The 14065-nt window shown below is 67.2% G+C and carries 13 protein-coding genes; 7 read left to right on the top strand and 6 right to left on the bottom strand.

The features are described 5' to 3' along the window. Positions 1-21: 21 nt before the first annotated feature. From J2X09_RS08875 to J2X09_RS08855, 5 genes are read right to left on the bottom strand one after another with little or no spacing between them, the layout of a single operon-like run. Positions 22-1617: a gamma-glutamyltransferase family protein gene (locus J2X09_RS08875; protein ID WP_204733238.1), complete on the bottom strand. Its 1596-nt coding sequence runs from the start codon at positions 1615-1617 to the stop codon at positions 22-24. A gap of 5 nt (positions 1618-1622) precedes the next feature. Continuing rightward, positions 1623-2387 (bottom strand): ABC transporter permease, encoded by a 765-nt coding sequence (locus J2X09_RS08870; protein WP_204733239.1) that lies wholly within the window; start codon positions 2385-2387, stop codon positions 1623-1625. Then, positions 2384-3205 (bottom strand): ABC transporter ATP-binding protein, encoded by an 822-nt coding sequence (locus J2X09_RS08865; protein ID WP_204733240.1) that lies wholly within the window; start codon positions 3203-3205, stop codon positions 2384-2386. Before J2X09_RS08865 ends, J2X09_RS08870 begins: the two co-directional genes overlap by 4 nt. A gap of 32 nt (positions 3206-3237) precedes the next feature. Beyond that, on the bottom strand, positions 3238-4077 hold the full coding sequence (locus J2X09_RS08860; RefSeq protein WP_310308015.1) for an alpha/beta hydrolase: 840 nt from the start codon (positions 4075-4077) through the stop codon (positions 3238-3240). After that, positions 4077-5090 carry an ABC transporter substrate-binding protein gene (locus J2X09_RS08855; RefSeq protein WP_204733241.1) on the bottom strand — a complete coding sequence of 338 codons (1014 nt, stop codon included), beginning with the start codon at positions 5088-5090 and terminating at the stop codon, positions 4077-4079. Before J2X09_RS08855 ends, J2X09_RS08860 begins: the two co-directional genes overlap by 1 nt. Positions 5091-5392: 302 nt before the next feature. On the opposite strand from J2X09_RS08855, the gene J2X09_RS08850 reads away from it, so the two are divergent. From J2X09_RS08850 to dnaJ, 6 genes are all read left to right on the top strand, one after another. Next, on the top strand, positions 5393-6649 hold the full coding sequence (locus tag J2X09_RS08850) for an amidohydrolase family protein (protein ID WP_204733242.1): 1257 nt from the start codon (positions 5393-5395) through the stop codon (positions 6647-6649). Between the two features lie 6 nt (positions 6650-6655). Further along, complete coding sequence (locus J2X09_RS08845) at positions 6656-7480, top strand: alpha/beta fold hydrolase (protein WP_204733243.1); 825 nt, start codon at positions 6656-6658, stop codon at positions 7478-7480. Between the two features lie 14 nt (positions 7481-7494). Continuing rightward, positions 7495-8328: an IclR family transcriptional regulator domain-containing protein gene (locus tag J2X09_RS08840; protein WP_204733244.1), complete on the top strand. Its 834-nt coding sequence runs from the start codon at positions 7495-7497 to the stop codon at positions 8326-8328. Between the two features lie 317 nt (positions 8329-8645). Beyond that, on the top strand, positions 8646-9206 hold the full coding sequence (gene grpE / locus J2X09_RS08835) for a nucleotide exchange factor GrpE (protein WP_204733245.1): 561 nt from the start codon (positions 8646-8648) through the stop codon (positions 9204-9206). A gap of 89 nt (positions 9207-9295) precedes the next feature. Further along, on the top strand, positions 9296-11233 hold the full coding sequence (dnaK, locus tag J2X09_RS08830) for a molecular chaperone DnaK (protein ID WP_204733246.1): 1938 nt from the start codon (positions 9296-9298) through the stop codon (positions 11231-11233). Between the two features lie 84 nt (positions 11234-11317). Continuing rightward, positions 11318-12451, top strand: coding sequence for a molecular chaperone DnaJ (dnaJ, locus tag J2X09_RS08825; protein ID WP_204733247.1), 1134 nt, complete (start codon positions 11318-11320; stop codon positions 12449-12451). A gap of 50 nt (positions 12452-12501) precedes the next feature. Here dnaJ and J2X09_RS08820 read toward each other — a convergent pair whose 3' ends face one another. After that, the gene (locus J2X09_RS08820; RefSeq protein ID WP_204733248.1) at positions 12502-12894 is read right to left on the bottom strand and encodes a YfeK family protein; all 393 of its coding nucleotides are present in this window, start codon (positions 12892-12894) and stop codon (positions 12502-12504) included. A 123-nt stretch (positions 12895-13017) separates the two neighbouring features. On the opposite strand from J2X09_RS08820, the gene J2X09_RS08815 reads away from it, so the two are divergent. Then, entirely contained in the window at positions 13018-14013 is a 996-nt protein-coding gene (locus J2X09_RS08815; RefSeq protein ID WP_204733249.1) for a ZIP family metal transporter, read from the top strand. Positions 14014-14065 lie beyond the last annotated feature (52 nt).

The following is a 14065-nucleotide window of genomic DNA, read 5'->3' as shown; positions in this document are numbered from 1 at the left end:
GGCAGTGCCAGCATCGGGCGCTCAGAACGCCGCCACCACCCCGTCCGAACGCGGATCCGAGCCGCCCACCAGCCTTCCGCTGGTGTCGCGCAGCAGGCAACCCGCGTGGCCGAAGGTTTCGTCGAAGTCGCCCAGCACCTCCACCTCGTGACCGCGCCTGCGCAGTTCGTCGATCGTGGCCGCCGGAAAGCGGCTCTCCAGCTTGAGGCTGTCGGACGACTGCCCCCAGGTGCGGCCCAGCAGCCAGCGCGGGGCGGAGATGGCGGCCTGCGGGTCCATGCCATACACCACCGTGCGCGTGAACACCGCCGACTGGCTCTGCGGCTGGCCGTCGCCACCCATGTTGCCGTAGACCATCACGCGGCCATCGGCCAGCAGGGCAAGCGCGGGGTTCAGTGTGTGGAAGGGCTTCTTGCCCGGCGCCAGCGCGTTGATGTGCGCAGCGTCCAGCGAGAAGGAAGCGCCACGGTTCTGCCAGGTGATGCCGCTCTCGCCCAGCACGATGCCGCTGCCGAACTCGTGGTAGATGCTCTGGATCATCGAGACCGCGTTGCCCTGACCATCGATGACACCCAGCCACACCGTGTCGGCCGGGCCCTTGCCCTGGCCCCAGGGCGCGGCGCGCGTCGGGTCGATGCGCGCGGCCTGTGCATCCAGGGCAGCCGGATCGAGCAGCGCCTGCGCATCGATCGACATGAAAGCCGGGTCGGTGATGTGGCGGTCGCGCACCGCGAAGGCTTGCTTCACCGACTCCACGGCGAGGTGCACGTAGTCGGGCCCGAGGTGGTCCAGGCCCTGAATGCCGAGGCGGTCCAGCAGCCCGAGGATGGTGAGAGACACCACCCCCTGCGTGGGCGGCGGCATGTTGTAGAGGTGGCCGGCGCTGTGCCGCAGCACCAGCGGCTCGCGCAGCAATCCCTGATGGGCTTGCAGATCGGCCAGCGCGAGCGGGCTGCCGGCGGCCTGCAGGTCTCGGGCGATGCCGCGCGCGAGGTCACCACGGTAGAAGTCATCGAGCCCGGCGCGCGCGAGGTGTTCGAAGGTGTCGGCCAGGCGCGGCTGGCGGAACAGTTCGCCGGCCTGCTGCACCGCACCGCCGGGCAGATACACCTCGGCGAAGCCATGCACCGCTTCGAGTTCGACGCGCTTGCTGGCGGTGTTGCGCTGCTGGCTGGCGGTGGCCGGCGTGCCGTGGCGGGCGTAGTCGACCGCGTCGGCCAGCAGGCGCGACAAGGGCATGCGCCCACCCAGCCGCTCGCGGCTGAGTTGCAAGGCCTGGTCCCAGGCGCTCAGCGTACCCGCCACGGTCAGCGCCGCGTCGCCACCCCGGAAAGGAATGCTTGCACGGCCCGCGTAGCGTGTGGTGTCGGCCGCGGCGGCACCGGAGCCGTCGACACCCCGCACCGTGTGGCTGCCGCCGTCGGGCGTGGCGATGAGCCAGAAGCTGTCACCGCCGATGCTGTTCATATGCGGGTAGACCACTGCAATGGTGGCCGCCGCGGCGACCATGGCCTCGATCGCGTTGCCGCCTTCGCGCAGCACCGCCAGCGCGGATTGGGCGGCGGTGGCGTGCGGCGCCACCGCGATGCCGCGGCGTCCCTGGATGGCTTGGTTCATGTTGCTCAATCGCTCCAGCGAACAAGCAGCTTCTCGGCCCGCTCGACGAGGTAGTACAGCACGATGCTGATGACGGTGAGCGCCACCAGCGCGCTGAAGGCCAGTGGCGTGTTCGACTGCGCAGTGGCGGTGAGGATCAGGAAACCCAGGCCCTGTTCGGAGCCGACGAATTCGCCGATCACCGCGCCGATGACCGCAAACGTGATACCCACCTTGCAACCCACCATGATCTGCGGCATGGCCTGCGGCAGCCGCAGGCGCCAGAAGGTCTGCCAGCGGCTGGCGCGCAGCGAACGCATGAGGTCCATGCGCCCGCGCGAGGCGGACTCCAGGCCGGCCGTGGCGCTGACGATGATCGGGAAAAAGCAGACCAGGAAGACCACGATGATCTTGGGCAGCACACCGAACCCGGCCCACAGCGTGATGAGCGGCGCAATGGCGACCTTGGGCACGGACTGCAACACCAGCAACGCGGGGTAGATGGTGTGCTTGAGCAGCGGCGTGAAGGCGATCAGCATGGCCAGCGGCAGCGCCAGAGCCACCGCAGCCGCGAACCCGACCAGCGTCTCGTAGAGCGTGACCCAGGAATGCACCAGCAGGTCCTGCCGCCATTCGTTGGCCACCTGCACGATCGAGGCGGGCGAAGGCAGGATCCATTGCGGCAGCTGCAGGCTGCGCACCGCGAGTTCCCACACGGCGAGCATCGCGACGACGGACAGCGCGGTCAGGCCCGTGCGCACCACGGCCGGATGGAGCGTGCTCTTTTTCATGCGGCCTCCTTGCGGGGCGAGAAGATGAGTTTGCGGATGTGCTGCGTGAGCTGCGTGAAGCGCGGCAGCGCGGCCGTCTCCTCGTTGCGCGGCCGAGGCAGGTCGATGGGGATGATCTCGACGATGCGGCCCGGCCGCGGGGACATGACCACCACGGTGTCGGACAGCAGCACGGCCTCGTCGATGTCGTGCGTGATGAGCAAGGCGGTCTTGCGCGCCTTCTCCCACATGCGCAGCAGTTCCAGCGACAGCTCTTCGCGCGTGAGGGCGTCGAGCGCGCCGAAGGGCTCGTCGAGCAGCAGCACGCGCGGATCGGTGGAGAGCGCGCGGCAGAGCGCGGCGCGCATCTTCATGCCGCCCGACAGCTCGGCGGGCTTGCGCCGCGCGAAGTCTGCCAGGCCCGACATGCGCAGCAGCTCCTGCACCCGCTGGCGGCTGGCCTCGGCCGGCATGCCGTAGATCTCGGTCGGCAGCATCACGTTCTGCTCGATGGTGAGCCAGGGAAACAGCACGTGTTCCTGGAAACCGATGCTGACGTCGCGCGAGGGGCCGTCGAGTTCACGGCCCTCGCGCAGCACAACACCTTCGGTGGCGTCTTCCAGGCCGGCCAGGATCTTGAGCAGGGTGGACTTGCCGCAGCCGGACGCCCCCACGATGGACACAAAACTGCCCGGTGGGATGTCGAGGTCGATGCCGGTCAGGGCCAGTGTGGTTCCACTGGCGGTCTCGTAGGTCTTGGAGACCCGGCTCACGTGGAAGATGGGCGTCTGCGTCGTGGGCGGGGCCAGCAGACTCGGGTCGAGGTAGGGAAGGTTCATGACAGGAAGACAGGAGGGGCGATGCCGTTCGCTCAGGCGCGGGCCAGGCGCAGCAGTTCCTGCGTCAGGCGGCCGTGCGGCGCGGCGAGTTCGTCGAGGACGCTGAAGTGGTGCAGGCCGGCAAGCGGCATCGCATGGGTGGGCTGGCCGTGCGACAGCCGTTGGTGCACATAGCGCTCGGACTGCGAGCGCAAGGCCGGCAGCTCGCTGCCGCCCCAGGCCACGCTGAGAGGCCGATGCGCGCCGGGCAGGTTGTTCAGGGGCGAGCAGGCCTTGGCCGTGGCCTCGTCCAGGCGCAGGGCGGTGTTGAGGTAGGTGTGGCGCAACGGTTCCAGCTCGTAGACGCCACTGATCGCCAGAGTGGCCATCACGCCAGCCTCGTCCATCAGGCTGGTCGCCAGGTGTGCGCCGGCCGACCAGCCGGCCAGCATCAGGGGTGGTGCACCGAACGCGCCACGCAGGAAAGCCAGCGCGTCGCGGCACTCCTGCACGATGCCTGGCAGGCTGGCATCCGGCGCCAGGGTGTAGCCCACCATCGCCACGGCGAAGCCGGCGGCCAGCGGGCCTTCGGCGACGAAGGAAAAGTCTTCCTTGGCGCGTGTCTGCCAGTAACCACCGTGGAAGAACACCAGCAGCGGCAGGCTGTCGTCCGCACCGGGGAAGAAATCGATCGCCTGACGGGGCGCGCTGCCATAGGACCAGCCCAGGCGCGCTCCGCCGAGGCGGCGCACCGCCTCGCCGCGCGACACCCAGCCGCGCGTGATGGCGGCGCTGTCGGCCACCGCCGCGCCATTGTTGTAGGCGCTGTCGCGCAGGGCCTGCGCTTGCGCAAGCCCTGCCCCGGCGGCCATGTCGTGCAGGCTGGCGTTCATCAACGCGGCGTGAAACCGGGAACGAACATCTCTTCTGGCGTGACCTTGCGCTTGAGCGTGAAAGCACCGGCCACGGTGTCCACGGTGTTGCGCATGCCGGTCACGGAAATGCCGCCCATCGGGCCCTCCGGGTTCTGCGCCAGTTCGGCCACGGCCTTGGTTTCGGCTTCGGCCACGGCGGCATCGACCTGCTTCTGCGCCGCGTTGAGGATCTGGCCGGCGCCGGCCGGATCGCGGAAAGCTTCCTGCATGCCGCGCAGCGTGGCCGCGACGAAGGACTTCAGCACCTCAGGCTGCTGCTTGATCATGCTTTCGGAAGCGATCAGGCCATTGCCGTAGTAGGACAGGCCGACGTCCTTGTAAGCCAGGCGCACCAGCTTCTGCGGCGCCACGGCTTTCTGCAGCAGGGCCTCACCCACGGTGAACTGGCCGATGGCATCGGCACGGCCAGTGGCCAGCACCGCCGGCAGCGAAGCACCGTCGGCCACCATCCAGCTCACCTGCTCCTTGGCGATGCCGGCCTTCTGCGCGTAGGCACCGAACAGCAGGGGCACCGCGCTGGAGGCGGTGTCTGCCACCTTGCGCCCGACCAGGTCGCGCGCGCTGCGGATGCCGCTGCTTTCCAGCGCAAAGATGGCCTGGGGTGGCTGCTGGTAGACGATGGACAGCAGTTTGACGGGCACCTCGTCGTTGGCGCGGGCCAGCACAAGCGAGGCCGCGTCCGCGAAGCCTACCTGCGCTGAGCCAGCGGCCACCTTCTTGATGGCATCGGCGGACCCCTGGCCCCGCACGATGGTCACGTTCAGGCCGGCGTCACGATAGTAGCCCTTTTCTTGCGCCACGAAGAAGTAGGCGTGGCGGCCGTTCACGCCGAAGTCGGTGACCAGGGTGAGATCAGCGGCCTGTGCAGTGGCAGACCACAGTGTGGGTACAGCCAGTGCCAGCAGCGGCAGGCAGCGGCGCAGCGCGGGCAGAAGTGCCGGGCGGGTGGTGGGGGTGGATCGCTGGGACATGGAGTGGCTCCGTTGCAGTGGATGGATGCGCACACCGTTTGCACGAGGCATGCCATGCCTTTCTGCGGACACCCCAGACCCCCGGAGATCTTTGATTCACAAAGATTTTTCTCGGATTCGGCTTGAGACAGTCGCTTGGCGACGAAAAATACGACGTGCACTTTGTGCACAAAATCGATGCATTTATCGCACCAATTTATATATTTTTATCGTTATGCGATTTATTTGGCATTCATGAACGCAATGCGAACACTGGCATGGATCATGCGACGCATTCCGCATTTCAACGCACGACCGAAGCCATGTCCCTCCCCACCTACGCCACCCTCATTGAACGCGGCACCGTTGTCGATCCCGCCTCCGGCCTCAATGCGCTGGCCGACATTGCCATCGACCACGAAGGCCGCATCGCGGCCGTGGTGAAAGCCGAGAACGGCGGCCTCGCGCGGGCCACCGCCACACAACGCATCGACGCGTCAGGCCAGCTGGTCTGCCCGGGCCTGGTCGACCTGCATGTGCACATCTATGAATGGATCACCAACTTCGGGCTGTGGGCCGACGACGCGGGCGTGGGTTCGGGCGCCACCACCGTGGTCGACCAGGGCAGCACCGGCCCCTGGACCTTCGGCGGCTTCAAGGCCCACGTGATCGACAAGGCCGCCACCGACGTGCGCGCCTTCGTCTCCATCAACGTCGCCGGCGCCCTCATGGGTGGCATGAAGGGCGACGTGCTGCACAACCCCGACATGACGGATGTGGAGTCCGTGCTGAACCTGTTTCGCACCCACCCCGATGCGGTGCGCGGCATCAAGTGCCATGGCGAGTCGGGCGCGCTGTCGCACTGGGGCACGCGCGTGCTCGAGGAAGCCAGCCGCGCGGGCAAGGCTGCGGGCGTGCCGCTGTATGTGCACACCGGCCAGCTGTTCCCGGTGATCGAATCGCAGCGCCCCGAACCGCGCAGCGTGCTGGAGCAGGTGCTGCCGCTCCTGAAGGCTGGTGACACCCTGGCCCACATCTACAGCAGCATGCCCGACGGCATCATCGGCGAGGAGACCACCGTGCCCGCCGTCGTTCACCGCGCGCGCGACATGGGTGTGCATTTCGACATCGGCTACGGCGTGAACTTCAGCTACCGCATCGCACGCATGCTGATGGCCGAGGGCATCTACCCGCACTGCATCAGCAGCGACCTGCATGGCGACTTCAACAGCTACCACGACGACAGCAAGCTCGACTACAGCCTGCTCGGTGCGATGAGCCGGCTGTGGGCACTGGGCATGCCGCTGATGGAGGTGATCCGCGCGGCCACCGACCACCCCGCCGGCGTGATCGGCCTGCAGCACCAGATCGGTCGCATCGCCGTGGGCCGGCAGGCCGACATCACCATCCTGGAAAAGCGCCACGAAGACTGGACCTTCGCGGATGGCCGCTACGAGACGCTGAACGTGCAGGAACGCCTGCTGCCCGTGCTCACGCTGCGCCGGGGCGTGGGCCACGCCCCACGGCCCAACATGATGCCCGACCTCTACCAGCCGCTCGCCGTTGCCGCCACCGCCTGACGCCCCATGCAACTCGACACCATCACCTTCGAAGACTTCCAGGTCCGCACCTACAGCGCCGGCGACGGCGCGCCCCTGCTGCTGCTGCACGGCGTGGGCCCGGGCACCTCGATCACCGCGAACTTCTCCTCCGTCATCGACGAACTCGCGCGCCACTACCGCGTGGTCGGCATGGACCTCGTCGGCTTCGGCGGCTCGGCGCGCAAAAGCAACGACCCGCTGTTCGACTTCGAGCTGTGGGTGCGCCAGGCCCGCTTTCTGGCGGGCGAACTCAAGGCCTGCTCGCCCGGTGAACCGCTGCGCATCTGGGGCCAGTCCATGGGTGGTGCGCTGGCCTTGCGCCTGGCCGCCGACGACACCGACATCAGCCACGTGGTGGCCACGGGCACCGGGGGCGGCCACCACCGCGTGAACCCGCCACTCGAGAAGTTCTGGACTTTTCCGCAAAGCCTGGCCCAGCTTCGCGATGCCATGCAAAGCTCCATGCTCGACCCCGCGAGCATCACCGACGCCATGGTGCAGACACGCTGGGACACCTTGCAGCAAGGCGACATCGGCCCGTATTTCGGGCGAATGATGGCGGGCGACAAGCAGGCCCTGCTCGACAGCGTGCGCATCCCCGATGAGGTGCTGCGCCGCATTGCCGCCCGCGTGCTGCTCATCCACGGCCGCGACGACAAGCCCTGCCCCTACACCGATAATGCGCTGCCGTTGCTGGACCGCATCCCGCGTTGCGACGCGGTGCTGCTCGGACAATGCGGCCATACGCCGGCGCGCGAGCAGCCCGCCAAGACCCTCGAGCTCGTCTTCGCCCACCTGGCGCGGCCTTGACCGAAGTCCCACCTGTGAACCCGACCATCAGCAACAACCCCGCCCCGCCCGACATTGCCTTGCGCGGCAGCTACCTCCAGTCGCTCGAGAAGGGGCTGTCGGTGCTGGCGGCATTCCAAGCCACCAAGCCGCTGGTCAGCTCGGCGGAGCTGGCCGAGCGCACCGGGCTGGACCGCGCCAGCACCCGGCGCGTGCTGCTGACCCTGGTGCAGCTGGGCTACGTCCAGCAGGTCGGCCGCCTGTTCGGCCTGACGGCCAAGGTGCTGGACTTCGGCTACCAGTACCTTGCGGGCCTGCCCTTCTCGGCGGTCGCGCAACCGGTGGTGGAGGAGCTCTCCGACCAGATCAACGAGACGGTGTCAATCGGTGTGCTTGAGGGCCGGGATGTGGTCTTCATCCTGCGCGTGCCCGCCAAGCGCCTGCTCACCTTCGACCCAGGCATCGGCAGCCGCGTCCCCGCGCACCTGCACTCCATCGGCCACGTGCTGCTGGCGGCCCTGCCAGCGAAAACACTGGAGCAGTGGACGCAGGGAATGGGCTTCACGCAGGTGATGCCGGACTCCCTCATGTCCATCGACGAACTGATGGCAGGCCTGCAGGCCGCTCGCCACCAGGGCTGGGCGCTGACCCAGCGGCAGTACGAACCCGACTACGGCGGGATTTCGGTGCCCCTGCAGGACGGGGACGGCCATGTGGTCGCCGCGCTCAACGCCAGCTTCATCGTCGACCGCGACTCGGAGCTGCGCGCGGTCAATGACATCCTGCCCCGGCTGAAGATCGCGGCCAGGCGCATCGAGCAGTCCATGGGGCTGGACAAGCGCCATCCCGGGCGGGCCAACGGCCGCTGACCCCCGCGAGGCCGGCGGTGTTTACCACCCGAGGCGCCTGTCTTTAGGGAGCAGGCGGCGTTTCGCGCCGCCGGAACCGGCTGGGTGAGCGATAGAATCCGGGCCCAGCGCTGCCGGTGGCATCGATAACCCAGCCGCCCCGCGCCGGGCAGGCATGACGCGTGGGCCTGTGCGATGCCAGGCCGGTAAAGACCGCTCATTCCTCGGGCGGGCGATGTCTTGCAAAAAGCCCCCTTGAAATCCCCTGGCCCAGCCCCAGTTGCCCCATTTATGGGGCCGCTGCCCCTTCCCACCACCCCGAAACGCCTTCCGCCACGATGAGCCAGACGCCAACCAACCCACCGTCCGACCCGAACGCCACGCCCGTGAGCCCCGAAGAAGCGCTGGCCGCCGAAGCCGCCAGCCAGGCCGATGCCGAGGCGGCACTGGCCCAGGAAATCGCCACCCTGAAGGCGCAGAACGCCGACCTGGCCGACCAGTTCCTGCGCGCCAAGGCCGAGGCCGAGAACGCCCGCCGCCGCGCCGAGGAAGAGGTGAGCAAGGCGCGCAAGTTCGCCGTGGAAAGCTTCGCCGAGAGCCTGCTGGCCGTGGCCGACAGCCTGGAAGCCGGCCTGGCGATCCAGGAAGCCACGCGCGAGCAGCTGCGCGAAGGCACGGAAGCCACCCTGAAACAGCTCAAGAGCGCGCTGGAGCGCCACAAGGTGCTGGAGATCAACCCCACCGGTGCCGCGAAGTTCGACCCCCACCAGCACCAGGCCATCAGCATGGTGCCGGCCGACCAGGAGCCCAACACCGTGGTGGCCGTGCTGCAGAAGGGTTACCTGATCGCCGACCGCGTGCTGCGCCCGGCCCTGGTCACGGTCGCAGCCCCGAAATAACGGCATGGCGGGCTTGAAATACCCACCGGTTATCCACACCTTCCCCACATCGTTTTTCACATCTTCATTTTTCGCATCGGAGCAATAACATGGGACGAATCATCGGCATTGACCTGGGCACCACGAACTCGTGCGTGTCCATCATGGAAGGCAACAACACCAAGGTGATCGAGAACGCCGAGGGCGCCCGCACCACGCCTTCGATCGTGGCCTACCAGGAAGACGGCGAAGTGCTTGTCGGCGCTTCTGCCAAACGCCAGGCCGTGACCAACCCCAAGAACACGCTGTACGCGATCAAGCGCCTGATCGGCCGCAAGTTCACCGAGAAGGAAGTGCAGAAGGACATCGACCTGATGCCCTACACCATCGCCGCCGCCGACAACGGCGACGCCTGGGTGGAAGTGCGCGGCAAGCAGATCTCGCCCCAGCAGGTCAGCGCCGACATCCTGCGCAAGATGAAGAAGACCGCCGAGGACTACCTGGGCGAGCCGGTGACCGAAGCGGTGATCACCGTGCCGGCGTACTTCAACGACGCGCAGCGCCAGGCCACCAAGGACGCGGGCCGCATCGCAGGCCTGGACGTGAAGCGCATCATCAACGAGCCCACCGCCGCGGCCCTGGCTTTCGGCCTGGACAAGCAGGAAAAGGGCGACCGCAAGATCGCCGTGTATGACCTGGGTGGCGGCACGTTCGACGTGTCCATCATCGAGATCGCCGATGTCGACGGCGAGAAGCAGTTCGAAGTGCTCTCCACCAACGGTGACACCTTCCTGGGTGGTGAAGACTTCGACCAGCGCATCATCGACTACATCATTGGCGAGTTCAAGAAGGACCAGGGCGTCGACCTGAGCAAGGACGTGCTCGCGCTGCAGCGCCTGAAGGAAGCCGCCGAAAAGGCCAAGATCGAGCTCTCCAGCTCGGCCGCAACCGACCTGAACCTGCCCTACATCACCGCCGACGCCTCGGGCCCGAAGCACCTGAACATCAAGCTCACGCGCGCCAAGCTCGAAGCCCTGGTGGAAGAACTGATCGAGCGCACCATCGCGCCCTGCCGCACCGCCATCAAGGACGCAGGCATCAGCGCCTCCGACATCCACGACGTGATCCTGGTCGGCGGCATGACCCGCATGCCCAAGGTGCAGGAGAAGGTGAAGGAGTTCTTCGGCAAGGAGCCGCGCAAGGACGTGAACCCCGACGAAGCCGTGGCCGTGGGTGCCGCCATCCAGGGCCAGGTGCTCTCCGGCGACCGCAAGGACGTGCTGCTGCTCGACGTGACCCCGCTGTCGCTGGGCATCGAGACCATGGGCGGCGTCATGACCAAGATGATCGCCAAGAACACCACGATCCCGACCAAGTTCGCGCAGGTGTTCTCCACCGCCGAGGACAACCAGCCGGCCGTGACCATCAAGGTGTTCCAGGGCGAGCGCGAGATCGCTTCGGGCAACAAGCTGCTCGGCGAGTTCAACCTCGAGGGCATTCCGAGCGCGCCGCGCGGCATGCCGCAGATCGAGGTGTCGTTCGACATCGACGCCAACGGCATCCTGCACGTGGGCGCCAAGGACAAGGGCACCGGCAAGGAAAACAAGATCACCATCAAGGCGAACTCGGGCCTGTCGGAAGACGAGATCCAGCAGATGGTGAAGGACGCCGAACTCAACGCCGCCGACGACAAGAAGAAGGTCGAGCTGGTGCAGTCGCGCAACCAGGCCGAAGCCATGGTCCACAGCGTGAAGAAGTCGCTGGGTGAGCACGGCGACAAGCTCGAGGCCGCCGAGAAGGAAGCCATCGAAGCCGCGATCAAGGACGTGGAAGAAGCCGCCAAGGGCGACGACAAGGAAGCCATCGAGGCCAAGACCGAAGCGCTGATGTCGGCCAGCCAGAAACTGGGCGAGAAGGTCTACGCCGCGTCGCAGGCCGAGGCCGCCGCCGCGGGTGGTGCCGAAGGCGCCGAGCAGCAGGCGGGCAGCAGCAAGCCGGCCGACGACGACGTGGTCGACGCTGAAGTCAAGGAAGTCAAGAAGGGCTGATCGGGAGCCCGCCTCCGATCATCACTCGCCGCGTCCGGGCAACCTGACGCGGCGTTTGTGTTCCACACAAGCTAGTTAGAGACCATGGCTAAACGCGATTTTTACGAAGTGCTGGGCGTGCCCAAGAACGCCTCGGACGACGAGATCAAGAAGGCGTATCGCAAGCTGGCGATGAAGCACCACCCTGACCGCAACCAGGGCGATGCGGCCAAGGCCGCCGAAGAGAAATTCAAGGAGGCCAAAGAGGCCTACGAGATGCTGTCCGACCCGCAGAAGAAGGCCGCGTACGACCAGTACGGCCACGCGGGTGTGGACCCCAACATGCGTGGCGGCCCGGGTGGCGCGGAAGGCTTTGGCGGCTTTGGTGACGCCTTCGGCGACATCTTCGGCGACATCTTCGGAGGCGCTCGCGGCCAACGCGGCGGCCGCCAGGTGTACCGGGGTGCCGACCTCTCCTACGCCATGGAAATCTCGCTGGAGGAAGCCGCCGCCGGCAAGGAAACGCAGATCCGCATCCCCTCGTGGGACAACTGCGAAACCTGCAGCGGCACCGGCGCGAAACCGGGCACCAGCGTGAAGACCTGCACCACCTGCCATGGGCAGGGTTCGGTGCAGATGCGCCAGGGCTTCTTCAGCGTGCAACAGACCTGCCCCACCTGCCACGGCCAGGGCAAGATCATTCCCGAGCCCTGCACCACCTGCCATGGCCAGGGCAAGATCAAGCGCCAGAAGACGCTGGAAATCAAGATTCCCGCCGGCATCGACGACGGCCAGCGCATCCGCAGCACCGGCAACGGCGAGCCCGGGCAGAACGGCGGGCCATCGGGCGACCTCTACATCGAAGTGCGCCTGCGAAAGCACGACATCTTCGAACGCGAGGGTGACGACCTGCACTGCCAGGTGCCGGTGAGCATGACCATCGCGGCGCTCGGCGGCGAGATCGACGTGCCCACGCTGGCGGGCAAGGCCACCATCGACCTGCCCGAAGGCACGCAGAGCGGCAAGACCTTCCGCCTGCGCGGCAAGGGTGTCAAGGGCGTGCGCAGCAGCTACCCCGGCGACCTGTACTGCCACGTGGCGGTGGAGACGCCGATCAAGCTCACCGAGCACCAGCGCAAGCTGCTCAAGGAGCTGGACGAGTCGTTCAAGAAAGGCGGCCACAAGCACAGCCCGAACGACAAAGGCTGGTTCGAGAAGGCGAAGTCGTTCTTCAGCTGATCCCGTTCTCCCATCAGACAAAGCGACGCCATGGCGTCGCTTTTTTTCATTCAGGGACGGTGACCACCAGCATTCCCGCGAATGGCCCTGAGCTGTTCACCCAGCCACTGCCGGCTTTCGACCGGCGCAGCACCTTCGCAGCCGACCTGATACGCCCGTCCCGACAGGCTGCTGCGCGATGCCGCCAGCTCGATGAACTGTTCGGCGTTCCGCAAGGTGCCGCGCTTCTCGATGTACTCGAGCTTGTCCAGCAGATGCGCCTTGGCGCGGGCGCCGTCGTGCCAGCTGCCGTTGCGCTGGAACCGGCAGCCCGAGGTCTCCAGGCGGTTCAGCATGGCGTCGATCTCTGCGCGCACCGGAGCGGGTGTGGACTGCGCGAAGACCGTCGCACTCCACACCAGGGCGGTGGTCAACACAATGGCGAAGCGGTGGCGTCTGGTCATCGAAAGGGCTCCTGAAGGCCACTGTATCGCCGTCGCTATGCCCTTCATTGCCAACATCCATTGGCCTGCATCGATAGTTTTTGACAAACTGAACGCTCTTTTCGATTCACACAGGAGCGCCCCATGGCCGAACTGATCCGCCAAGTCCGCCCCGTCTGGGCCCAGATGCAACAACGGGAACTGCCCCTGCCGCCACACACCCTGCGCACCGCCCTGCTCGCGCTGGGCACCGCCCTGTTGCTGATGGCCGGCCTGGCCTCCCTCAGCACCTTCTGGGCACCGACGCGCGCGTGGTGGGAGGCGGCCGAACATGGCGGCGCCATGGCGGCGGGCGTGCAGGCGTCCCTGCTCGCAGCGGTGGCCACTGCGGTGGGCGCGCTGCCGGTGTTCCTGGTGCAACGCGTGAGCAAGCTGCAGGAGGCCGCACTGATGTCGTTCTCGGCTGGTGTGATGCTCGCGGCCGCGATCTTCGCGTTGCTGCTGCCCGCGCTGGACGCAGGTGAAACCCTGTTCGGCGCACGCACCGCGGCCACCGCGCTGAGCGGCGTCGGGCTGGCCCTGGGCATGGGCCTGATGCTGCTCATCGATCGCCTGCTGCCGCACGAGCACGCGGTGCTGCCGCCGGCCGCACAAGGCCATGCCTCGCACACCGTGGATGGCGCGACCGCACAACGTGCGTGGCTGATGGTGCTGGCCATCCTGATCCACAACGTGCCCGAAGGCCTGGCGGTGGGTGCGGCCTACGCCGGCCCGCAGGATGCCAACAGCGTGCAGGCCGGTGCCTCGGTCGCACTGGCCATCGGCCTGCAGAACATGCCCGAAGGCCTGATCGTTGCCATGGCTTTGCGCACACTGGGCCGCAGCGCAGGCCAGGCCTGGGGCGTGGCCGCACTCACCGGTCTGGCCGAACCGCTGGGGGCCATTCTCGGCCTCGCGGTGCTCGGCAGCCTGCCGGTGTTCTACCCACTGGGCCTGGCCCTGGCCGCGGGCGCCATGCTGTTCGTGGTCAGCCACGAAATCATTCCCGAGACACACCGCAATGGGTTCGAGACCCTCGCCACCGGCACGCTGCTCGCGGGGTTCGTGTTCATGCTGCTGCTCGACGCCATGTTCGCCTGAAGCTCGCGCAACACCCCGGCGCTGAATGGGAGTGACTCGGCCGGACGGCCGG

The organism is Hydrogenophaga laconesensis (assembly GCF_031457235.1).
In the GTDB taxonomy this organism is placed as follows: Bacteria; Pseudomonadota; Gammaproteobacteria; order Burkholderiales; family Burkholderiaceae_C; genus Hydrogenophaga; species Hydrogenophaga laconesensis.
This window is presented reverse-complemented; position numbering and strand designations above follow the sequence as displayed.